18 protein-coding genes and 1 pseudogene are annotated in these 22,017 nt (G+C 40.5%); 14 read left to right on the top strand and 5 right to left on the bottom strand.

Annotated features, from left to right (window positions below):
- The first annotated feature begins 205 nt into the window (after positions 1 to 205).
- Complete coding sequence (locus tag ACT4_RS13315; RefSeq protein ID WP_007482915.1) at positions 206 to 739, top strand: ureidoglycolate lyase; 534 nt, start codon at positions 206 to 208, stop codon at positions 737 to 739.
- A 12-nt stretch (positions 740 to 751) separates the two neighbouring features.
- On the opposite strand, the gene ACT4_RS13310 is transcribed toward ACT4_RS13315, so the two are convergent.
- Entirely contained in the window at positions 752 to 1,765 is a 1,014-nt protein-coding gene (locus ACT4_RS13310; RefSeq protein WP_007482912.1) for an isopenicillin N synthase family oxygenase, read from the bottom strand.
- Positions 1,766 to 2,438: 673 nt separating this feature from the next.
- On the opposite strand from ACT4_RS13310, the gene ACT4_RS13305 reads away from it, so the two are divergent.
- The 4 genes from ACT4_RS13305 to ACT4_RS13290 are packed head-to-tail and all read left to right on the top strand — an operon-like array spanning position 2,439 to position 6,519.
- The gene (locus ACT4_RS13305; protein ID WP_007482911.1) at positions 2,439 to 3,419 is read left to right on the top strand and encodes an ABC transporter substrate-binding protein; all 981 of its coding nucleotides are present in this window, start codon (positions 2,439 to 2,441) and stop codon (positions 3,417 to 3,419) included.
- A gap of 52 nt (positions 3,420 to 3,471) precedes the next feature.
- A complete protein-coding gene (locus ACT4_RS13300) occupies positions 3,472 to 4,293 on the top strand; it encodes an ABC transporter ATP-binding protein (RefSeq protein ID WP_007482909.1) in 822 nt (273 codons plus the stop codon).
- Positions 4,286 to 5,080 (top strand): ABC transporter permease, encoded by a 795-nt coding sequence (locus ACT4_RS13295; protein ID WP_007482908.1) that lies wholly within the window; start codon positions 4,286 to 4,288, stop codon positions 5,078 to 5,080. The genes ACT4_RS13300 and ACT4_RS13295 overlap by 8 nt, the downstream gene beginning before the upstream one ends.
- The gene (locus ACT4_RS13290; protein WP_007482906.1) at positions 5,077 to 6,519 is read left to right on the top strand and encodes an amidohydrolase family protein; all 1,443 of its coding nucleotides are present in this window, start codon (positions 5,077 to 5,079) and stop codon (positions 6,517 to 6,519) included. Before ACT4_RS13295 ends, ACT4_RS13290 begins: the two co-directional genes overlap by 4 nt.
- Before the next feature lie 475 nt (positions 6,520 to 6,994).
- Here ACT4_RS13290 and puuE read toward each other — a convergent pair whose 3' ends face one another.
- Both puuE and ACT4_RS13280 read right to left on the bottom strand, forming a co-directional pair.
- Positions 6,995 to 7,945 carry an allantoinase PuuE gene (puuE, locus tag ACT4_RS13285; protein ID WP_007482905.1) on the bottom strand — a complete coding sequence of 317 codons (951 nt, stop codon included), beginning with the start codon at positions 7,943 to 7,945 and terminating at the stop codon, positions 6,995 to 6,997.
- A gap of 133 nt (positions 7,946 to 8,078) precedes the next feature.
- A complete protein-coding gene (locus ACT4_RS13280; protein WP_007482904.1) occupies positions 8,079 to 9,008 on the bottom strand; it encodes a LysR family transcriptional regulator in 930 nt (309 codons plus the stop codon).
- A gap of 176 nt (positions 9,009 to 9,184) precedes the next feature.
- Between ACT4_RS13280 and ACT4_RS13275 the strand changes: the two genes are divergently transcribed.
- The 9 genes and pseudogenes from ACT4_RS13275 to ACT4_RS13235 all read left to right on the top strand — a co-directional run bounded on the left by ACT4_RS13275 (position 9,185) and on the right by ACT4_RS13235 (position 20,323).
- On the top strand, positions 9,185 to 10,240 hold the full coding sequence (locus tag ACT4_RS13275; RefSeq protein ID WP_007482903.1) for an aromatic ring-hydroxylating dioxygenase subunit alpha: 1,056 nt from the start codon (positions 9,185 to 9,187) through the stop codon (positions 10,238 to 10,240).
- A gap of 200 nt (positions 10,241 to 10,440) precedes the next feature.
- A complete protein-coding gene (hutC, locus tag ACT4_RS13270; protein ID WP_007482901.1) occupies positions 10,441 to 11,193 on the top strand; it encodes a histidine utilization repressor in 753 nt (250 codons plus the stop codon).
- On the top strand, positions 11,190 to 11,771 hold the full coding sequence (locus ACT4_RS13265) for a HutD family protein (RefSeq protein ID WP_007482899.1): 582 nt from the start codon (positions 11,190 to 11,192) through the stop codon (positions 11,769 to 11,771). Before hutC ends, ACT4_RS13265 begins: the two co-directional genes overlap by 4 nt.
- Before the next feature lie 248 nt (positions 11,772 to 12,019).
- On the top strand, positions 12,020 to 13,687 hold the full coding sequence (gene hutU / locus ACT4_RS13260; protein ID WP_019384744.1) for a urocanate hydratase: 1,668 nt from the start codon (positions 12,020 to 12,022) through the stop codon (positions 13,685 to 13,687).
- Positions 13,688 to 13,774: 87 nt separating this feature from the next.
- Positions 13,775 to 15,307, top strand: a complete 1,533-nt coding sequence (hutH, locus tag ACT4_RS13255; RefSeq protein ID WP_004880255.1) for a histidine ammonia-lyase — start codon at positions 13,775 to 13,777, stop codon at positions 15,305 to 15,307.
- 74 nt (positions 15,308 to 15,381) lie between these two features.
- Entirely contained in the window at positions 15,382 to 16,794 is a 1,413-nt protein-coding gene (locus ACT4_RS13250) for an amino acid permease (RefSeq protein WP_007482895.1), read from the top strand.
- Between the two features lie 52 nt (positions 16,795 to 16,846).
- The gene (gene hutI / locus ACT4_RS13245) at positions 16,847 to 18,052 is read left to right on the top strand and encodes an imidazolonepropionase (RefSeq protein WP_007482893.1); all 1,206 of its coding nucleotides are present in this window, start codon (positions 16,847 to 16,849) and stop codon (positions 18,050 to 18,052) included.
- Between the two features lie 31 nt (positions 18,053 to 18,083).
- A pseudogene (hutG, locus tag ACT4_RS13240) lies at positions 18,084 to 19,003 on the top strand (formimidoylglutamase).
- Positions 19,004 to 19,051: 48 nt separating this feature from the next.
- The gene (locus ACT4_RS13235) at positions 19,052 to 20,323 is read left to right on the top strand and encodes a Glu/Leu/Phe/Val dehydrogenase (RefSeq protein ID WP_007482888.1); all 1,272 of its coding nucleotides are present in this window, start codon (positions 19,052 to 19,054) and stop codon (positions 20,321 to 20,323) included.
- A 62-nt stretch (positions 20,324 to 20,385) separates the two neighbouring features.
- Here ACT4_RS13235 and ACT4_RS13230 read toward each other — a convergent pair whose 3' ends face one another.
- Positions 20,386 to 21,213 (bottom strand): NAD(P)-dependent oxidoreductase, encoded by an 828-nt coding sequence (locus tag ACT4_RS13230; protein WP_007482886.1) that lies wholly within the window; start codon positions 21,211 to 21,213, stop codon positions 20,386 to 20,388.
- Between the two features lie 35 nt (positions 21,214 to 21,248).
- The gene (locus tag ACT4_RS13225) at positions 21,249 to 21,965 is read right to left on the bottom strand and encodes an enoyl-CoA hydratase/isomerase family protein (RefSeq protein WP_004880244.1); all 717 of its coding nucleotides are present in this window, start codon (positions 21,963 to 21,965) and stop codon (positions 21,249 to 21,251) included.
- Positions 21,966 to 22,017 lie beyond the last annotated feature (52 nt).

Genomic DNA, 22,017 nt, shown 5'->3' with positions numbered 1-22,017 from the left:
TGGACTGTATTACATGGACGTAATGTCATTCTAACAAATGGTTTTGCCTACTTTTCCCGAAATGAGAAACAACGTTTCGTAAGGTAGGGCGAACCGCAGGTTTATCCTGAGATTTGATGATAACTCAGAATGACTCTGCTAATCATTTTTCAAGAATTAGATAACTTTTAAATTAAATTCAAGGTATTAAAGTGAAAATCAATCTATGAAGAAAAGTATCCAGATTCAGCCATTAACTCAAGCCAACTTCGCAGCTTTTGGCGATGTGATTGAAAAAGAAAATCATGATTTTTTTCCGATTAATCAAGGTTTAACAGAGCGCTATCATGCATTATCTATTGCACAAGTGTCTGGCGACAATGTTGCTGTGGGGATCAGTGTTTTCTATAATTTATCTGCAACAGAGATTCCATTTAAAATCGACATGCTGGAGCGTCATCCTTATGGCTCACAGTCGTTTATCTCACTACAACAGCAAAAATTTATAGTCATCGTGGCGCTTCCTTTAGATCAAACGCAACCGAATGAACAAAAAATCTATGCATTTCTCACCAACGGTAAGCAGGGTGTTACTTATCACCAAGGGGTTTGGCACCATCCACTCATTACTTTAGAAGCCAAAAGTGATTTTTTAGTGGTGGATCGTATCGGTGAGGGCAAAAATTGTGATGTGCATCATTTGGCTCAGTCATGTTGGATTATTGAACAACAGTTGCAGTCAGAGATAGTGAGTCTCTGACCGCAAATTTACTCAGTATTTTCCTTCAAAATTTGCACTAATTCTTTGTTTTAAATATTCCTTAGCCGTGATCACAGGGTATTTCTTTTTAGGACTTTCAATCACAACATCTTCATTGGCTTGGCAAAAGAATGCCAAACTATATCGTGGACCCTGATATTCATGAGCTTCAGGATTTTTTACACGATGGAAATTAGATGGCAATTGATCATCGCTCCAACGCATCAACATATCTCCAATATTACAGGTAATCACATCGTCTCTTGGTTCAATGCTTGTCCATTGTTGTTGCTCCATATCTTTACCAGGACAGACTTGCAAGCCGCCTTGACCTTTGCGCTGGAACAATAAAGTTAAGCAATCAAAATCAGTGTGTGCACCTGCACGCCATAAACCAAGTTGATCTTTAATGGCTGGGTCGATTGCATAGTAGTGCAACATCCGCAGAGTACTTTGATATGTTTCTTGGTCTGGATCATGTGCAAGCGCAAAGAAATTATCTGCAAAGCCAAGTTTGTAGGCGAAGCAAGATAATATTTTCATACCGACTTGCCAGCAAGATTTTTCAAACTCTAGCATGGTTGCTTTAAATGTCGGTAATTCTTGTTCGCTTGGATATAAGCCAGCCATACGTGGACGAGTGATTTGATAAGATTCTTTTTGATCAGGCGTACTGGTGGATGGTCGAATTTGCGCTTTACTTTCCCAGCCCGCATTACGGTTCAATGGGTATTGTGCTTTGATGTGTTCAGGAAGATTGAAAAAGTTTTCAGTCATTTCAAAGGCATTTTTGATTTGATCTAAATCAATGCCATGATTTGAAACTTGAAAAAAACCAATATCTGTTGCGGCTGACCAAAGCTGATCTGCTATGTCATACTTACGTTGTTCGAAGTCAGATAAATCAATCACGCGAACTTCACGTTCAAATGTTTCTTGACCTAAAGCGCCCATGCGAGATTCTTTCTGGAGTTCTTCGAGGCTGTAGTTATTTTCTTCGGCTAAGTTGGTCATGTTTGCATTCATATTTCACCTCAATTTTTGGATAGACCATGACCCAATCAAATTGAATGAAAGGCGACTGGGTCATTTTTTCAAAAAAGAGCAACACTTTCTAAATCAATAGAAAGTGAGCTTATTTCTGAGCAATGACCCACATATATTTTTAGATATATGCTGAACGCTTCTACTCTGACAGATCTATATAAGCATTTTCTATACCAATGTTTATAAATAAGCTACAAGTTGGATTAGTGTCTGTAAAATGCTAGATTTAATGCTGATTAGATGAAAATAAATCAATAGGTTTGGTGGTTAATTTAATATTTGATTCTTTTTTGCGCATGGTATGGTCTTAAAATGGTGCATTTTATTTTTTTATCTAAAATAACTCAGCATAAAGCGCAAATGCCAGTGAAGAATGAATAGCTGACATCAATATGAAATCTAGTCTGTTAATCTATCTATATGAAAAATATCTATTAAATAAATGCTGGCATGGTGTTTGCTAAATCATAAGTGAGTATAAGCGGTTAGTGTGTATTACACATGGGACATTGCTCTGCAGCGTTAGCTGTTCCTCTTTTGGGGACAAAGTCATTATTTGGCTTTGAGAGAATCTGTGTGCTTTTATACATTTGGTTTTGATTCCCCTAAAAGAATAGCGAAATGAGTTCATACATATTTAGGGGTCTTACTTATGAAAATTCAGCACTATGTAGGCAAAGGACGATTAACTGTCATTGCAAGCGCACTATTATTCAGTTCATTTACTCAAGCTGCCGATAAATTGGTTCTACAAACCACATGGTATGCACAAGCTGAACAAGGTGGTTACTATCAAGCTTTAGCACAAGGGATTTATAAAAAATATGGTCTAGATGTCGATATTAAAATCGGCGGGCCACAAGTCAACAATATGACTTTATTACTCTCAAAACGTGCAGATATTATTATTAATTACGATTTACAAGTTCTAAAAGGAATTGAAAGCAATTTCCCAATCAAAGCCATTGCTGCACCATTTCAATTTGATCCACAAGGAATACTCACACATAGCGATGTTAAATCTTTAGCTGATCTGAAAGGAAAAACGATTCTTGTCTCGACGAGTGGTCAAGCAAGTTGGTGGCCTTGGTTGAAAGGTAAATATCATTTAAATGCAGCTCAAGCACGACCGTATACATTTAACATGCAGCCATTCCTTGCAGGGAAAAATGTTGCGCAACAAGCTTATGCGACTTCAGAAGTGTTACAAGCAAAAAAAGCTGAACCTTCAAGTAATTTCTTCTTATTCGCCGATGCTGGTTATCCTGCTTATGGCGGTATTTTGGTTACACGCAATGATGTAATTCAAGCAAAGCCAGATGTGCTTCGCCGTTTTGTTCAAGCCTCGATGGAGGGTTGGAAAAATTATTTAGCAGATCCGAAATTAGGAAATGCAGTAATTAAAAAAGAAAATCCAAATATGAATGATGAGCTACTGGCTTTTGCCGTGGATCAAATGCGTAAACGCAATTTAATTGACGGTGGCGATGCAAAAAAAATGGGTGTTGGTGTGATGACCGATGCCCGTTGGAAAGCAACACGTGACTTTATGGTGGGTGCAGGTTTACTGAATGCCAAAACCAATTGGAAATCGGCTTATACAACACAGTTCGTTAATACTGCGAAGAAATAAGCTGTTTTGAATCGGTTAAGAAAATAGGGCATTTGCACAAAGGGGAAACCATATGAATTCAGCTTTATCTGTTGATATTCCAGTCAAAGAATCATCAAATTTCGTAACGCCAATGATTATGGTCAGAGGCGCAGAAAAAACTTATCCAAATGGCACACATGCGTTACAACGTCTAGACCTCAATATTGCGCGTGGTGAAATTGTCTCTTTACTTGGACCATCGGGGTGCGGCAAAAGTACCTTATTAAAAATGTTTGCCGACCTTGAGCAGCCTTCTGCGGGTCATGTACGTTGGAACGGCAAGGCCGATATTCAGTCACAATGCAAAATGGCGATGGTATTTCAGGAAGCCACCTTAATGCCGTGGTCAAATATTGAAGATAATGTTCGTTTACCTTTGGATTTAAGGCATGTTGCCAAATCAGAAAGTACGCCAAAAGTCCACGAAGCTTTAAAAGCTGTTGGTTTGGATAAATTTGCTAAAGCCTATCCAAGAGAACTATCTGGCGGTATGCAAATGCGTGCTTCACTTGCAAGAGCATTGGTTACAGAACCTGATTTATTACTGATGGATGAACCCTTTGGCGCTTTAGATGAGTTTACGCGGCATAAATTAGATAGTGACATTCGCAAACTTTGGTCAGAGCGTGATCTAACGGTCGTGTTCGTTACCCATAGTATTTATGAAGCGGTCTATTTGTCTTCACGTGTGATTGTGATGGGTGCACGCCCAGGGCGAGTGGTTGCAGATCTACCTGTGGATGGACCGTATCAACGCGATGAATCTTTTAGAACCTCTGAAGGCTTTATCAAACAATGCTCTCATCTTTCTGAATTATTAGCCGAAGCAAGTGGAGGACATGATCATGATTAAACCTTTATTGCAAAATCCTGCGATCCAGCGTATTGCTGCGCCACTGAGTTTAGGTTTGTTGCTACTTCTAGTTTGGCAACTGAGTTTTCAACAGATGAATATTCCTGTTTATATCGTGCCGAAACCGAGTGACATTGCAATGAGCATGATCAATCAATCGGGTTTGCTATTTGGTAGTTTATGGGTCACCTTGAAAATTACTATGTTGGCGTTTGCGTGTGCAGTCATCATTGGAACTTTGGTTGCTTTTGTATTTGTACAAAGTCGTATGCTTGAGGCATGTTTTATGCCGTATGCAATTTTATTTCAGGTTACGCCAATTGTTGCAATTGCGCCATTGGTAATTATTTGGATTCAAAATACAACTCTGGCACTGGTTGTGTGTGCAATGTTAGTGGCAATTTTTCCAATTTTAACCAATACAACTCTCGGTTTACGCAGCGTAAATAAAGGCTTGCTCAACGTATTTCAGATTAATAAAGCGAGCCGTTGGCAAATTTTAATGCGCTTACGTGTACCAAATGCATTGCCTTATTTCTTTGGTGGTTTACGAATTTCCTGTGGTTTGGCTTTGATCGGTGCAGTGGTATCTGAGTTTGTTGCAGGAGCAGGTGGTACTAGTGCTGGCTTGGCGTATCAAATCCTACAAGCGGGTTTCCAGTTAGATTTACCATTAATGTTTGCCGCTTTATTTTTAATTACTTGTACAGGTCTAGGATTATTTGTCGTCATGTCTTTGTTGAGTCGTATTTTCTTAAATAAATGGCATGAGAGTGAACAAGTATGATGAACAACAGTTATTTAATTAAAAATGCCCATGCGATTTTGACAGGTTTATCAGCGAATGCCGCGCGGTCTTCTGCCACTGATATTCGTATTCAAGATGGCAAAATTAAGGAAATAGGTCAGCTTAGGCAACAACCACATGAACAGGTGGTGAGTGCAAAAGATTGCGTTATTTATCCAGCGTGGGTCAATACACATCATCATTTGTTTCAATCTTTACTGAAAGGTGAGCCGCAAGGCTTAAATCAAAGTTTAACAGCTTGGCTTGCCAGCACCCCATATCGTTTTCGTGGTGCATTTGATGAAGAAACATTTAGAGTTGCAGTTCGTATTGGCTTAATTGAATTATTACGTTCGGGCTGTGCAACAGTCGCCGATCATCACTATTTATATTGGCCAAAAATGCCGTTTGATGGCGCTGCGATATTATTTGATGAAGCAGAAAAGCTAGGCATGCGTTTTGTGTTGTGTCGAGGTGGTGCAACACTCACGCGAGGTTTAGAAAGTGAATTACCACAGGTGTTGCGCCCTGAAAAGTTCGATGACTATATGGCGGATATTGAGCGCTTAGTTCAGCAGTATCATCAACCAGATGGTCATGCTTTTCGTAAAATTGTGATGGCGCCGACATCGACTTTACACTCAACGACAGCGCAACAGTTTCGAGAAAGTGCCAAGATCGCGCGTCAACTAGGTATCCGAATGCATAGTCATTTATCTGAAACGGTAGATTATCTGGATGCGGCAAAAGCCAAATTTAACATGACGCCTGTGCAATATTGTGCCGAAAATGATTGGGTGGGAGATGATGTTTGGTTTGCACATCTTGTGAAGCTATTACCTGAAGAAATTCAAATCTTGGGGCAAACCCATACAGGTGTTGCACATTGCCCACAAAGTAATGCGCGTTTGGGTAGTGGTATTGCAGATTTAGTGACTTTAGAAAAAGCTGGCATGACCATTTCGATTGGTGTTGATGGAGCAGCATCAAATGAGGCTGCTGATATGTTGTCAGAAACACATGCAGCGTGGTTATTGCAACGTGCTCGAAAAGGGATGTTGGCTGTCCCACAGTACGAGGGTGGGCAATTTGAAGGCGGGGCTGATGCTGCGACTATTGAAGATATTGTACGTTGGGGCACAGTTGGAGGCGCTAAAATCTTAGGCTTAGATCAAGTGGGTACGATTGAAGTAGGTCAACAAGCTGATTTAGTGCTGTACCGTTTAGATGATCCTCGTTATTTTGGCTTACATGATATGGCAATTGCTCCTGTCGCGAGTGGTGGTCGGGCACATATCCAAGCAATGTTTACCGCAGGGAAAATGGTGATGGAAAATGATCAAATTCCTGATTTAGATATGATGGAATTGGCTTCGCAAGCTAAGGATGCAGTAAAACTCTTGCAACAGAGGAGTGTGGAAATGGCGAAAATAGCCTAAGCAGTTATGTAATATTACTAGGCTATGATTTACTTTAGGGTCTGTTGACATTTCAGCCATGCATTGCGTTATAGGTTAAAACGACACAAACAAGGCATGAAACGCAGGCAATGGCATCCCCCTTGTCAAGTTTCATAACGAAGTTTGAGGAAGTTTTAGCCATAACCCTGAGCAAGAGCAAAGCACTGCTTTGATCGCAGCGCAAGGCGAAGCTCGAGGACAGGGGTATTTTACTTGCGGAACGTTGTTCCTCATACTGCGTTATCTTGCGAAACAGTGTTTCTCATTATTTAGAATGACTAAATTTCGCAAAACATGCCTTGTATCGTCTAAAAAACACTCACTGTCGCAATGAGAGCTGAAAGCTCGCAAGGTGAAATGTCAACAGACCCTAGTAGAACTTAAGCGCTTTGAATTTATAGCGTTGATTACTATCGTGTGGGGCGGCAAGGATGCCGCCAGTCTAACGATAGATTTACCCCTGATAAGGATGATATTTATACCAATGATCTGCGATTTGCTGACGCGTACATATCCAAACCTGATCATGGCTTTGAACATAATCCAAAAATCGTTGCAATGCCTTAAAACGCGCAGGACGACCTAAAATACGACAATGCATCCCAATCGATAACATTTTTGGGGATGTTGTGCCTTCTGCATACAACACATCAAAAGCATCTTTTAAATATTCAAAAAAGTCCTCACTCCGATTAAAACCAGTTGGAGATGCGAACTTCATATCATTGGTATCAAGAGTATAAGGAATAATAAGATGCGGACGAGTTTCGCCATTCTCTTTCGTCAATGATGACCAAAAAGGTAGGTCATCGCCGTAATAGTCACTGTCATATTGCACATGATCATAATTAGCTAACAGCTGACGTGTATTGGGACTATCGCGACCTGTGTACCAACCTGTCGGGTACTCACCGAATAAATCTCTTAAAATTTGCATCGCCTCAGCCATGTGCGCTTTCTCTGTTTCAACATCTATATTTTGATAATGAATCCAACGCAAGCCATGAGAAACAACGTCATAGTGATTTTGTTTGATTGCTTCAACCACTAAAGGATTTCGTTGTAATGCCATCGCAACAGCAAAAATCGTCATCGGTAAATGACGTTTAGCAAACTCCTGTTGAATTCGCCAAAACCCAACACGTGAACCATACTCGTAGATGGAATCCATCGAAAGATGACGAGCAGGATAACTATCAGCCCCACTGATTTCAGAGAGGAACTGCTCTGAACCATCATCACCATGCAGAATATGTTTTTCACCGCCTTCTTCATAATTTAAAACAAATTGAACCGCAATTTTAGCTTGATTTGGCCACTGAGCATGAGGAGGGTGATTGGCATAACCGAGCATATCCCGAGGGTATTGAGCAGTGAAATGAGGCGATTTTTCTGAGATTGTCATGTGGATGCCTGATGATTCATAGTACGTGAAACTTCACATCAAATTACTCGATGATCTATTTTGGTGTCAAATAATAAATTTATTTAAATCATATGCTTATTTGATTTAATTTGGTGCAAATATCTTTCTTTATTCAAGGGTAATATTTCATCATGCCCGATTTTAGTGCCTCCATTTCTTCAATGATTTGATTCATCATAATTTGAGAAATTCTTGAAAGTTGCCGTTTTGGTGCAACACATAATGCAAGGGTGATGGGGTGCAATCCATTTTCTTTAATTGTTCTAAACTCAAACTCGCCACTTTCTATAAATGGGTAAACATCAAGATAACTCATGATGCTAATCCCCAAGTTTTGCTTGAGTAAAGAAATCATCATCCGAATATCATTACATTCAATTTGATGTCTTGGATTAAAGTCATGTTTCTTATATAAAGCAGTGACATGATCATGGATAATTAAAGGTGCAGCTGGAATAATGTGATTAGATTCAAGCGTATCTGAAAAATAAATGTGCTCTTTTGTAGCGAGAGGATGTTGTTTGGACATGACAATCCCAAGTGGCATTTCAATAAATGCATTTACATGTAATTGGTGTTGATGTTTAGGATTTAGGATTAATCCAAAATCAAGTTCGGCATTCATCACCATTTCAGCCACATGATCGCTATCCAAAATGCGGATATTGAAATTGATCCATGCATATTGTTGATGTATGGATTGAATGACTTGCGTCACAAAGCTTTCACTTAAAGCAGAAATCATTCCAAACTCAATCGTGCCACGCTGTAGCCCCTGAATTTCATTCAAACGCTTTTGTGTCATTTGAAAATCTTTTTGCCAACTGCGTAAATCAGCATAGAGAAGCTCACCAGCCAATGTGAGTTTTAAACCATTTGGTAGCCGTTCAAATAATGCAACGCCAAGCTCTTCTTCCGCGAGAACAATTTGTCTGTGTACCGCTGAAACTGAAATATAAAGTTGATCGGCAGCTTTTCGCAGGCTTCCAGTTTTAGCGACCGCAATAAAATATTCAGCAAAACGTGAAAATGGTAATGCCATTGCACATTCTCTTTAGATAAAAGCATTGCGGAGAGAAAAGCAATTTTAGTGCCGATCTGTTCTAATTTTTAGAATGCTTCATTGAGATCATTCTAATAGACGAAAAATAAGATATCCCCCAAACTAATTTAGAGAAAGAGATCAATGATCTACAGAAAAAATAGTGTGAGCACAACATGAATGCGATTCCTCTGATTAACCTGCCAAATAAGCCATGCCATAGCCAATTTGATGATCAAGATTGGCAAATCTTGGCGCAACATTGGTATCCTGTTGCTCGTGTTGAAGATGTGACAACGAAGCCTCATCAAGTCACACTGCTTGATCTGAATATGGCAATTTATAAAACTGAGTCAGGCACTATTCATTTAGTTCGAGATATTTGCCCACATCGAGGTGTGCCATTAAGCAAAGGCTGGGTGAATGGGGAAACAATTATTTGCCCTTATCACGGACTACATTTTAATGAAGAGGGTAAATGTACCAAGATTCCTGCGCAACCTGATCTGACAAAAATTTCAGACCGTTTCACCCTAACTAAGTTTCCTGTCGTTATAAAATATGGCTTGGTGTGGACGAGCATTTTAGGTCGAGATGAAAGCGCTGCGAATTTCCCAGCACTAGACACATGGGACAGTAATCAGCATCAAGCGATTTTGCCACCTTATGTTGATATTGCTGGTTCAAGTGGTCGTCAATTAGAGGGTTTTATTGATGTGGCACATTTTGCATGGGTGCATCATGAAGCTTTTGCTGACCGTGAAAATCCAGTTGTTCCGAAATATTCGACAGAACGTACCGATTATGGTTTACACACTGAATATGTCAGTAATGTGAGTAATTACCCACATGGGATGCAGCATCTCGCACCCGATGATTTTTTATGGGAACGTATTTTTGACGTGTATCCGCCGTTTTCAGCAGTGTTGACGATTCACTTCCCAAATGATGGTGTATTAAAGATTTTAAATGCTTGTTGTCCGATGTCGCACAACAAAACGCGTTTATTTGTGCCTTTGACCCGTAATTTTGATACGACAGGGGATTTACAAGCCGTCTATGATTTTAATGCACAGATTTTTGCTGAAGATCAAGAAATGGTGGAAGCTCAGAAGCCTGAAGAGTTGCCTTTAGATATTAGTATGGAAGCACATTTTGAAGCCGATCGTTCATCAACAATGTATCGTCGTATTTTGGCGGAATGGGGGCTAAGCAAACGCTATACGGTTTAACGATCAATCATTTACTTTATAGGTATCATTTTAATTCGCATCAAAAAGTGCTTATTTATTCGTAATAATCGATTTTTCATTAAAGAGAGATTCGCGATTTAGTAGGCAACTCAGATGACTTATTTGTATAAGCTTGTATATACAAATATTCAAAAATTCATTTACAATGACTTCGGGTATTTTTGTATGAGTTTTAGTCGATGTCAACAGCTTCCAAGCAGACTGATCTGGACTTGTCTTTAGCTGAAGACAGTCCTGTTCCTTTGTATTTACGTGTGAAACAAATGATTTCACAGAAGATCTACGAAGGAACGTGGACGGTAAATAAAAAGATTCCTTCTGAAAGTGAATTGGTAAAGTTACTGGGCTGTAGTCGCATGACAGTCAATCGTGCATTACGTGAACTCACCAGTGAAGGCTTACTTGTACGCATCCAAGGCGTAGGTTCTTTTGTTGCCGAAGGGCAAGGACGAACTGCTTTATTTCATGTGAATAATATTGCTGAAGAAATTATTGCGCGTAATCATAAGCATCGTGCAGAGGTTTTGATTTTAGAGCAAATTCAAGCGAATACTGAACAAAGTGTTTTGATGCAAATGCGAGAAGGACAAAAATTATTTCATTCAATTATTGTGCATTATGAAAATGACGTGCCTGTGCAAATAGAGGATCGTTTGGTTGATCCTGTTTTGATTCCTGAATATCTGGCACAAGATTTTACTGCGATTACGCCCAATGCATATCTCATGTCAAAAGCGCCTGTTACAGAGGGTGAGCATGTAGTCACTGCAATTTTAGCTTCTGCTCAGGAAAGTAAATGGTTAAAGATCAATAAAACTGAACCTTGTTTGTTGATTCGTCGTCGTACATGGTCGAACAAACAACTCATCTCTAGTGCACGATTGATTTATCCGGGTAGCCGCTATTACCTTGAAGGCAAGTTTACCCAATGATTGAGCATCGAGACTTAACTCATTATAAAAAGATGCGATGGAAAAATGGTGCTGGCTATACAATTGAGCTTGCCCGAAGTGCAGGTGATGACTTAGACGCATTTGACTGGCGTATTTCGATGGCTGATGTCAAAACATCAGGTGACTTTTCTAAATTTTCTGGTCTACAACGTATCTTGACGGTGCTAGAGGGTCAGGGACTTGTGTTGCATATTGACGGTGAGGCTAGACAACTCAATACTTTGCAGTCCGCGCAATTCAGCGGAAGTAGTGCCGTGAGTTGTGAGTTAATTGCAGGAACAGTCCGTGATTTTAATTTGATTTATGATCCGCAAAAATTGCTTGCTCGCTATCACTGGATTACTCAAACTTCAACAACTGAGATTTTCAGCTCGGCTGATCTGGTTTTCATTTTTAATCAAAGTCTTGAAGCATTGGAAATTATAATTGATCAACAAATCTTCCATCTTAAACATCAAGAAAGTCTCTTGATTGACCAAGAAAAACGATTGAAAAGTATTGTTTTAACTGAACAGCAATTAAAGCAAACTTGTCTAATCGAACTCACAAAAATTTAACTTTTCCTTACTTTTTTGAAACCCATACAATTTGTAGTTGTATGGGTTTTTTATTGAGATTTAAAAAATAAATCTTTTTATTTCATTGCTTTGAAATTTATTTTTATGAATGGAATGAAATGCATCTTTTCAAGATAAAAGATTTGTGTAGTATATGGATGTATATACAAGTTAATACATTGCTATACAGTAAAAGCAGTTTAATTTGCGGTTTAAATCTCAAAGGAAGGAGTCCGATCGTGACTACAATGACAACAAAATTTCGTGACATAGAAATTCGCGCACCACGCGGTACAAAGCTCAATGCGAAAAGCTGGTTGACCGAAGCACCGTTACGCATGTTGATGAATAATCTTGACCCTGACGTTGCAGAGAATCCGAAAGAGCTTGTTGTTTACGGTGGGATTGGTCGTGCTGCACGTAACTGGGAATGCTTTGACAAGATTGTTGAAACGCTTAAAAACTTAGAAACAGATGAAACCTTATTGGTTCAATCTGGCAAGCCTGTTGGTGTATTTAAAACGCATAAAGACGCGCCACGCGTTTTAATTGCAAACTCGAATTTAGTACCGCATTGGGGGAACTGGGAGCATTTCAACGAATTGGATGCCAAAGGTCTTGCAATGTACGGTCAAATGACGGCGGGTTCTTGGATTTATATTGGTAGTCAAGGCATCGTTCAAGGAACTTACGAGACTTTCGTCGAAGCCGGTCGCCAACATTACAATGGCAATTTAACTGGTCGTTGGGTACTTACTGCTGGTTTAGGTGGTATGGGCGGTGCTCAACCATTGGCTGCAACACTTGCTGGTGCATGTTCACTGAATATCGAATGCCAACAAGCCAGTATCGATTTCCGTTTACGTACCCGTTATGTCGATGAGCAAGCAACTGATTTAGATGATGCTTTAGCGCGTATTGAAAAATATACTAAAGAAGGCAAGGCGATTTCGATTGCACTGCATGGCAATGCTGCTGAAATTTTACCTGAGCTGGTTCGTCGTGGTGTCCATCCTGATATGGTCACAGATCAAACCAGCGCACATGATCCATTGAATGGTTATCTGCCAATTGGCTGGACATGGGAAGAATATCGTCAACGCGCGAAAACTGAGCCTGAAGCAGTTGTTAAAGCTGCTAAACAATCTATGGCGAAGCATGTTCAGGCAATGCTTGATTTCCAAAAAATGGGTGTACCTACATTTGATTATGGCAACAACATTCGTCAAATGGCGCAAGAAGAAGGCGTGGAAAACGCATTTGATTTCCCAGGCTTTGTTCCTGCTTATATTCGCCCATTATTTTGTCGCGGTGTAGGTCCATTCCGTTGGGTTGCACTTTCAGGTGATCCAGAAGACATCTATAAAACAGATGCAAAAGTAAAAGAGTTAATTCCTGATGATGAGCATTTGCATCGTTGGTTAGATATGGCACGTGAACGTATTAGCTTCCAAGGTCTACCAGCGCGTATTTGCTGGGTTGGTCTAGGATTACGTGCAAAATTAGGTTTAGCATTCAATGAAATGGTACGTAGTGGTGAACTTTCGGCACCAATCGTGATCGGTCGTGACCACTTGGATTCAGGTTCGGTTGCGAGTCCTAACCGTGAAACAGAGTCAATGCAAGATGGTTCAGATGCCGTTTCGGATTGGCCATTACTCAATGCCTTATTAAATACAGCTGGCGGTGCAACTTGGGTGTCATTACATCACGGTGGTGGTGTAGGTATGGGCTTTTCTCAACACTCTGGTGTTGTGATTGTATGTGATGGTACAGATGAAGCAGCAGCGCGTATTGCTCGTGTACTCACCAATGATCCAGCAACAGGGGTCATGCGTCATGCTGATGCAGGTTATGACATCGCGATTGATTGCGCGAAAGAGCAAGGTTTGAACTTGCCAATGATCACGCAATAAAAATACATGGATAACGATTACGGTGCTTTTTGCAATTGTGCAAGCAGCATCGTAAGAGAACAATAGAGTGCAAAACAGGACGCCAACATGGAACTTCTTATTCAACCCGGCAAACTTACGCTAGCTGATCTCCGCAAAGCATATTTAAATCCGATCAAAGTTAAGTTAGATGACAGCGCATCGGATGCGATCAATGCCAGTGTCGCTTGCGTCGAAAAAATCGTAAATGAAGGGCGTACTGCCTACGGTATCAACACTGGTTTTGGTTTACTTGCATCGACTAAAATTGCACCTGAAGATTTAGAAAAATTACAACGCTCTTTGGTTCTTTCGCATGCAGCTGGTGTTGGTGAAGCACTGGATGATGCGATGGTACGTTTAATTATGCTGCTCAAAGCAAATAGTTTGGCGCGTGGTTTTTCAGGCATTCGCCGTAAAGTGATTGATGCCATTCTTGCATTGATTAATGCAGAAGTTTATCCGCATATCCCATTAAAAGGTTCTGTTGGTGCTTCTGGTGATTTAGCACCTTTGGCGCATATGTCTTTGGTATTACTTGGTGAAAGTAAAGCACGTTACAAAGGTGAATGGTTGCCTGCGGTTGAAGCTTTGAAAAAAGCAGGTTTAGAGCCGATTTCACTTGCAGCAAAAGAAGGCTTAGCTTTACTTAACGGTACGCAAGTTTCTACTGCTTATGCATTACGTGGTCTATTTGAATCAGAAGATCTATTTGCTGCTGCGACAGTATGTGGCGGCTTAAGTGTAGAAGCAATGTTGGGTTCACGCGCGCCATTTGATGCACGTATCCATGCAGTCCGTGGTCAACGTGGTCAAATTGATGTGGCAGCTGCTTATCGTGACTTACTTACTGAATCTAGTGAGATTGCACATTCACATGAAGATTGTAGCAAAGTTCAAGACCCTTATTCATTACGTTGCCAACCGCAAGTGATGGGTGCTTGTTTAACTCAAATTCGTCAAGCCGCAGAAGTATTGGAAATCGAAGCCAATGCTGTATCAGATAACCCATTGGTATTTGCAGCTGAAGGCGATGTGATTTCAGGCGGTAACTTCCACGCTGAACCTGTCGCAATGGCAGCGGATAACTTGGCTTTGGCTTTGGCTGAAATTGGTTCTTTATCTGAGCGTCGTATCTCAATGATGATGGATCGCCATATGTCACAACTCCCACCATTCTTGGTGGCAAATGGTGGTGTGAATTCGGGCTTTATGATTGCGCAAGTGACAGCGGCAGCTTTGGCAAGTGATAACAAAGCACTGGCGCATCCAGCAAGTGTTGACAGCTTACCAACTTCTGCAAACCAAGAAGATCATGTTTCGATGGCGCCGAATGCGGGTAAACGCTTGTGGTACATGGCTGATAATGTGCGCGGGATTTTAGCGGTAGAGTGGCTTGGTGCATGCCAAGGTCTAGATTTCCGTGAAGGTTTAAAAAGTTCTCCTAAACTTGAACGTGCGCGCAAAGTGCTACGTGATCAAGTGCCTTACTACAGTGAAGATCGTTTCTTTGCACCTGATATTGAGCAAGCAAGTGAATTGTTAGCTAGTGGCTGCTTAAACGAATTACTGATCGAAAAGCTACTGCCAAGCCTAGCTTAACTGAAATGTGATCTATAAAACGACCACTAGGAGTGGTCGTATCTAACTAAATTTCCTAAGGATTGGAGATAATAATGTCACAGAGCTCCACATTACAGCGGGGTTTAAACACCCGTCATATCCGTTTCTTGGCTTTAGGTTCAGCGATTGGAACGGGACTTTTTTACGGTTCTGCAACAGCAATAAAAATGGCAGGCCCTTCAGTTTTGCTCGCATATATCGTTGCAGGGATTGCAATTTATATCGTGATGCGTGCATTAGGTGAAATGGCTGTTCAAAATCCAGTTTCTGGTTCATTTAGTGAATATGCTTCTCAATACATTGGTCCATTGGCAGGTTTTACTACGGGTTGGACTTATGTTTTTGAAATGATCATTGTCGCTTTGGCTGATGTCACTGCTTTCGGGATCTATATGGGATTCTGGTATCCCGATGTACCTCGATGGATTTGGATTTTATCGCTGATTATGTTCCTAGGAGCGATCAATCTTATACATGTCAAAGTATTTGGTGAACTCGAGTTTTGGTTATCGATTGTCAAAGTCACTGCGATTGTTGCGATGATTTTAGGTGGTTTAGGACTCATGTTCTACGGATTCCATGCGGATCACAGCGGTTTCACTACAGGTATTCAAAATTTATGGGTACATGAAGGTTTTATGCCGAATGGTATCGCAGGTTTAGTTGCGTGTTTATCAGTCGTGGTGTTTGCATTCGGTGGTATTGAAATCATTGGGATTACTGCTGGTGAATCTCAAGATCCTAAAACCTCTATTCCTAAAGCGATCAATGCAGTTCCAGTACGTATCTTATTGTTCTATGTACTAACAATTTTTGTCTTAATGTCGATATTCCCGTGGAATCAAATTGGTAGCCAAGGCAGCCCATTTGTACAAATTTTTGAAAATTTAGGGATTGGTTCAGCGGCAACGATTTTAAATATTGTGGTAATTACAGCAGCTGTATCTGCCATTAACAGTGATGTGTTTGGTGCAGGTCGTATGCTGTTTGGTATGGCAAATCGTGGTCAAGCACCACAAGTTTTCCAAAAGCTTTCTCGGAATGGGGTGCCTTGGATGACTGTTGTGGTGATGGCGGGTGTATTGTTGATTGGCGTGGTGTTGAATTATCTGATTCCAGAGAATGTATTTATCATCATTGCCTCAATCGCTACATTTGCCACAGTTTGGGTATGGCTGATGATCTTACTTTCACAAGTTGCGATGCGCCGTAAATTATCATCTGCTCAAATCAAAGAGCTCGATTTCCCAGTGATTGGTTGGCCATATGCACCTGCATTTGCAATTGCATTTATGGTGTTTATTTTGGCAATGATGGGATATTTTCCTGATTCACGACCAGCAATTTATGTGGGCATTACGTGGTTAATCTTACTTTGTATTGCATACAACATTTGGGTCAAACCTAAACCGAATGCTGTCAAAGTTGATGATCATCTATCACCAAGTATCAAAATGGAAAGCTAATAACAGAATGACTTGAGCGCAGATTGCGCTTGAGTCATTTGAGGAATAGTCAATGAAAAAGCTTTGGAAAAACTGTCATATTGCAACCATGCAAAATGGACAATATTCCAGTATCGAAAATGCTGCAATCGTTACTGATAGTGAAATCATTCACTGGATAGGTTCGCAACAAGATATTCCACCTAATGATTATGCAGAGATAGTAGATTTAGTTGGTGCTTGGGTAACACCGGGTTTTATTGATTGCCATACGCATAGTGTCTTTGGTGGCAATCGTAGCGTTGAATTTGAAAAACGCTTGCAAGGTGTGAGCTATGCTGAAATTGCAGCGAGTGGGGGCGGGATTGCCAGTACAGTGCGTGCAACGCGCGAGGCGAGCGAAGAACAATTACTTGCATCTGCATTGAAACGAATTCGCTGTTTACTTCAAGATGGTGTAACAACCATCGAAATTAAATCCGGTTACGGTTTGGATTATACCAACGAACGAAAAATGCTCCGTGTGATTCGCCAAATCGCTGATACGCTACCGATGACAGTGAAAAGTACTTGTTTAGCTGCACATGCTTTACCGCCTGAATATAAAGATCAGAGCGATGTATATATTGAGCATATCTGTACAGAAATGCTGCCTAAACTGCATCAGGAAGGTTTAGTTGATGCGGTAGATGCATTCTGTGAACATTTGGCATTTTCTCCAGCGCAAGTTGAACGTGTATTTCAGACAGCTCAAGCGCTTCATTTACCTGTGAAGCTTCATGCCGAACAACTTTCATCGTTAGGTGGTTCGAGTCTAGCTGCGCGTTACCATGCATTGTCAGCCGATCATTTGGAATATATGACTGAAGATGATGTCAAGGCGATGGCTGCTGCGGGTACAGTTGCGGTGTTATTACCAGGCGCATTTTATTTATTACGCGAAACGCAATTCCCACCTTTAGATCTTTTGCATCAGCATGGGGTACGTATTGCACTATCAACGGATTTAAATCCGGGGACTTCGCCAACCCTATCGCTGCGCCTTATGTTGAATATGGGCAGCACTTTATTCCGTTTAACGCCTGAACAAAGCTTGGCTGGTGTTACGCTTTATGCTGCATATGCGCTTGGATTGCAAAACACGCATGGTTCGTTGGAACAGGGTAAGGTCGCTGATTTTATTGCTTGGGATATTGAACATCCTTCAGAGGTTGTTTATTGGCTCGGTGGCGATTTATCTAAGCGTATTGTTCGTCATGGCAATGAAATCTTAGTTTAAGGTCTAACACAATTTAAAATAGTGAAGCATTATGAATCATTCATTTAAGTGGCAAGGTCGAAATGATGGTGAGGGTGAAGCTCACTTACGCCTACATCAAGTGGTCAATACAAGCCAGCACCCTTCATATGCATTGATTGGCTTTAGTTCGGATGAAGGGGTAAAGCGTAACAAAGGGCGAATCGGTGCGGCAGATGCACCTGATATGATTCGCGCACAACTCGCAAACCTTCCAGTCCACCAGTCGATCAGTATTGTTGATCTGGGCACAGTAGTTTGTGATCAAGGTCAATTAGAGCAAGCTCAAACTGAATTAGCTGATTGCGTAGAAAGAACGCTGCAACAAGGCATTAAACCTGTGGTGTTAGGTGGTGGTCATGAAGTTGCATTTGGAAGTTTCTCAGGATTGTTTCAATATATTCGCAACAACGAGCCGAATGCAAAAATTGGAATTATCAACTTTGATGCGCATTTTGATTTACGTGAAGCTGAACAAGTTACTTCAGGTACACCATTCTTAAACGCTGCAAAATTGTCCGAACAACATCAGCAAGATTTTCATTATTTATGTATCGGTGTAGCAAAACATTCAAACACAAAAGTGCTGTTTGAAACCGCTGATCGACTGAATTGCGAATATATATACGATCAGCAACTTCACTTACTAAATATTGATCATTTGAACAAAAAATTAACAGTTTTATAGAAAAAATCGACCACTTATACATTACAGTAGATATGGATGTATTTAGTGCCTGCATTGCTCCCGGTGTCAGTGCGCCAGCGGTCAAAGGAATTGATCTAACAGTCTTTGAACCATTGTTACAAGCCATTAAGAAAACAGGAAAAATTCGTGTTTTTGATGTGGCTGAATGCAATCCACGGTTTGATTTGGACAATCGTACAGCCAAATTAGCCGCGTATATTATTTTTAATTACTTATTCGATTGATGGATCGGCTGCGTTGATCCATCAATTTTAGTTTTATAAGGATAGACAATGTCTAATTTATCTTATGTCTCCCAAAATGACGGTCCATGGCAAACTTACCTCGAACAAATCGATCGTGTTGCGCCATATTTAGATGATCTCAAAGACTACATTGACACACTGAAACGTCCTAAGCGTGCTTTAATCGTTGATGTGCCAATCGTAATGGATGATGGTTCGATTCGTCATTTTGAAGGTTATCGTGTTCAGCACAACTTATCCCGTGGTCCGGGTAAAGGCGGTATTCGCTACCATCCTGATGTGGATTTAAATGAAGTCATGGCGCTTTCTGCGTGGATGACGATTAAAACTGCTGTTGTAAACTTACCATTTGGTGGTGCAAAAGGTGGTATTCGTGTTGACCCACGTCAACTATCTCCTCGTGAGTTAGAGCGTTTAACACGTCGTTATACTAGTGAAATTGGTCATATTATTGGCCCTCAAAAAGATATTCCAGCACCAGACGTAGGTACAAATCCAAACGTAATGGGTTGGATCATGGATACTTATTCATCTGGTCAAGGTCACACTGTGACTGGCGTTGTAACAGGTAAACCAGTTCATTTAGGTGGTTCTTTAGGCCGTATTAAAGCGACTGGTCGTGGTGTATTTATCACGGGTCAACAAGTTGCTGAAAAAATTAAATTACCTTTAGAAGGTGCTAAGGTTGCAGTTCAAGGTTTTGGTAACGTAGGTAGTGAAGCAGCTTATTTATTTGCTGATTCAAAATCTAAAATTGTTGCGATCCAAGATCATACGGGTACGATTTCAAACCCTGAAGGCATTGATGTAGCTGCATTGAAAACCTATCTTGAAAACAATCCTGGTGTTGGTGGATTTGCTGGTGCGCAAGCAATCAGTGATGAAGCATTCTGGGATGTGGAGATGGATATCTTAATTCCAGCTGCATTAGAAGGTCAGATTACTGTAGAACGTGCTCAAAAATTAACTGCGAAGTTAGTCCTTGAGGGTGCAAATGGTCCAACTTACCCTGAAGCTGACGATATTTTAGTTCAACGTGGCGTAACGATTGTTCCAGATGTAATCTGTAATGCTGGTGGTGTAACTGTATCTTACTTCGAGTGGGTACAAGATATGTCGAGCTACTTCTGGTCTGAAGAAGAAATTAACGAAAGACTTGATAAGTTAATGATCCAAGCGATCAATGATGTATGGCACACTTCAAGTGAAAAAGCTTGTACGTTGAGAACTGCAGCCTTCATTTTAGGTTGTGAGCGTATCTTAAAAGCGCGTAAAGAACGTGGTATTTTCCCAGGTTAATTGGTTTAATCTGAACACGATTCGGCGACCTTAAAACCAATGTTTTAAGGTCGTTTTTATTTTTAATCAAGGAAAAAATCTTTCTGTAGATTAGTATTTCCCTCAATACAAGCATAATGTCCAAAATCAGTGATACCGACTCTAGATAATGCTTGTTCGTCAGTCAAACTATGTCCACTAAGCTCACCTTTTGCAGTGGTGTAAATTGTATAGGCTGCATCAGCCATGATTTCGGGTTTACGACTGACGTGTTGTGTATTTTCCTCTCCTAAATTCTTTGATACAGCTGCCGTTGCAATATAGGTTTCTGGCCATAAGGTATTACAAGAAATCCCATAATGGCGAAATTCCTCGGCCATGCCTAAAGTAAGAATCGTCATTCCATATTTAGACAGTGCATAAGGGGATAACATACCTAACCATTTGGGTGACATATTTACGGGTGGAGATAGACTAAGAATATGTGGATTTTCCGATTGTTTTAAGAAGGGCAAAGCCGCTTGCGCACAAATGAATGTCGCGCGATGGTTAATATTCTGAATTAGATCATATTGTTTTAACGAAGTTGATTCGATACCAGTGAGTGCAATTGCACCTGCATTATTGATGAGTACGTCAATACCACCGAAATTTGATGCTGCTTGTTGGATGGCGAGCTGAACTTGTTGTTCATGACGTACATCTAAAATTAAGGGAAGTGCTTTGCCACCTGCCGCTTCGATTTCCTCAGCAACACTATAAATTGTTCCAGATAGCTTCGCCGTTTCCACTGCTGTTTTAGCCGCGATCACAACATTTGCTCCCGCTTGAGCAGCTTTTAAAGCAATCGCTCTGCCGATTCCACGGCTACCACCTGTAATAAAAACTGTTCTTCCTTGCATATTTTTCATCATCATTCCTCATTGTATTTTTATAAAAAAGCGAATTAAATCATAAATGGATGTGCATACTTTTCTTGATCAAAAATTTGGCGTTGTTTTGCTATCTGTACAAGACGATTGCGTAGTTGTGTTTTTATCACAGCATAAGTTAAACGATGCTTTTGTGCCATTTCCTCAGCAAATTTCAAAGTTTCTGCTTGTAATGATTCAACGGGGTGAATTTGACTGACAACTTGAGATTGTAAACATTCAAGACCCGTCATGGTTTTACTGGTTAATGCCATTTCCCATGTTGCATGACGATTTGGCAGCAATTGCACGATTTCAGCAATTGTATCGGTGAATGGAATAGTGAGGTTGACCTCTGGGAAGCAGAAACGACCTTTATCTGCACGCATAAATCTAAAATCACATGCTGAAGCCAAGATTGCGCCACCAGCATAGGCATTACCGTTGATTTCAGCAATCACAGGTAAATTGAGCAGCGCTAGTCGAAGCAACATATTTTCAAGTTGAACTGTAAAGGCTTTTTTCTCTTCGATTGATTGCTGCATGAGCCAAGCTAAATCTAAACCATTGCAAAAAGTCTTGGCGTGATCACTTCGAATAATGAGGCTAGCATTATTTTGATTACTTTCGATTTCATCAAAAATTTCTAGATATTCTTCTAAGACTACTTTATTCAATGCATTTTCATGATCACCATTGTGTAATGTCAAAATGTAAATTGATTGTTGTTTATCGAGAGACATGGTTGCCATTTCAGCAACTCCTGAGCTTATATTCATCATTCGTTGACTGATTATTTCGAAT

It is taken from the genome of Acinetobacter sp. NBRC 100985 (assembly GCF_000241225.1).
GTDB classification, from domain to species: domain Bacteria; phylum Pseudomonadota; class Gammaproteobacteria; order Pseudomonadales; family Moraxellaceae; genus Acinetobacter; species Acinetobacter venetianus.
This window is presented reverse-complemented; position numbering and strand designations above follow the sequence as displayed.

Coding starts and splice junctions, on each gene's coding strand:
- ACT4_RS13300 (WP_007482909.1), top strand. CDS start 3,472: ATGAATTCAGCTTTATCTGTTGATATTCCAGTCAAAGAATCATCAAAT.
- hutC (WP_007482901.1), top strand. CDS start 10,441: ATGTCAACAGCTTCCAAGCAGACTGATCTGGACTTGTCTTTAGCTGAA.
- ACT4_RS13310 (WP_007482912.1), bottom strand. CDS start 1,765: ATGAATGCAAACATGACCAACTTAGCCGAAGAAAATAACTACAGCCTC.
- ACT4_RS13315 (WP_007482915.1), top strand. CDS start 206: ATGAAGAAAAGTATCCAGATTCAGCCATTAACTCAAGCCAACTTCGCA.
- ACT4_RS13265 (WP_007482899.1), top strand. CDS start 11,190: ATGATTGAGCATCGAGACTTAACTCATTATAAAAAGATGCGATGGAAA.
- ACT4_RS13290 (WP_007482906.1), top strand. CDS start 5,077: ATGATGAACAACAGTTATTTAATTAAAAATGCCCATGCGATTTTGACA.
- ACT4_RS13275 (WP_007482903.1), top strand. CDS start 9,185: ATGAATGCGATTCCTCTGATTAACCTGCCAAATAAGCCATGCCATAGC.
- ACT4_RS13230 (WP_007482886.1), bottom strand. CDS start 21,213: ATGAAAAATATGCAAGGAAGAACAGTTTTTATTACAGGTGGTAGCCGT.
- hutI (WP_007482893.1), top strand. CDS start 16,847: ATGAAAAAGCTTTGGAAAAACTGTCATATTGCAACCATGCAAAATGGA.
- ACT4_RS13225 (WP_004880244.1), bottom strand. CDS start 21,965: ATGGCAACCATGTCTCTCGATAAACAACAATCAATTTACATTTTGACA.
- ACT4_RS13250 (WP_007482895.1), top strand. CDS start 15,382: ATGTCACAGAGCTCCACATTACAGCGGGGTTTAAACACCCGTCATATC.
- hutU (WP_019384744.1), top strand. CDS start 12,020: ATGACAACAAAATTTCGTGACATAGAAATTCGCGCACCACGCGGTACA.
- ACT4_RS13295 (WP_007482908.1), top strand. CDS start 4,286: ATGATTAAACCTTTATTGCAAAATCCTGCGATCCAGCGTATTGCTGCG.
- ACT4_RS13280 (WP_007482904.1), bottom strand. CDS start 9,008: ATGGCATTACCATTTTCACGTTTTGCTGAATATTTTATTGCGGTCGCT.
- ACT4_RS13305 (WP_007482911.1), top strand. CDS start 2,439: ATGAAAATTCAGCACTATGTAGGCAAAGGACGATTAACTGTCATTGCA.
- puuE (WP_007482905.1), bottom strand. CDS start 7,945: ATGACAATCTCAGAAAAATCGCCTCATTTCACTGCTCAATACCCTCGG.
- ACT4_RS13235 (WP_007482888.1), top strand. CDS start 19,052: ATGTCTAATTTATCTTATGTCTCCCAAAATGACGGTCCATGGCAAACT.
- hutH (WP_004880255.1), top strand. CDS start 13,775: ATGGAACTTCTTATTCAACCCGGCAAACTTACGCTAGCTGATCTCCGC.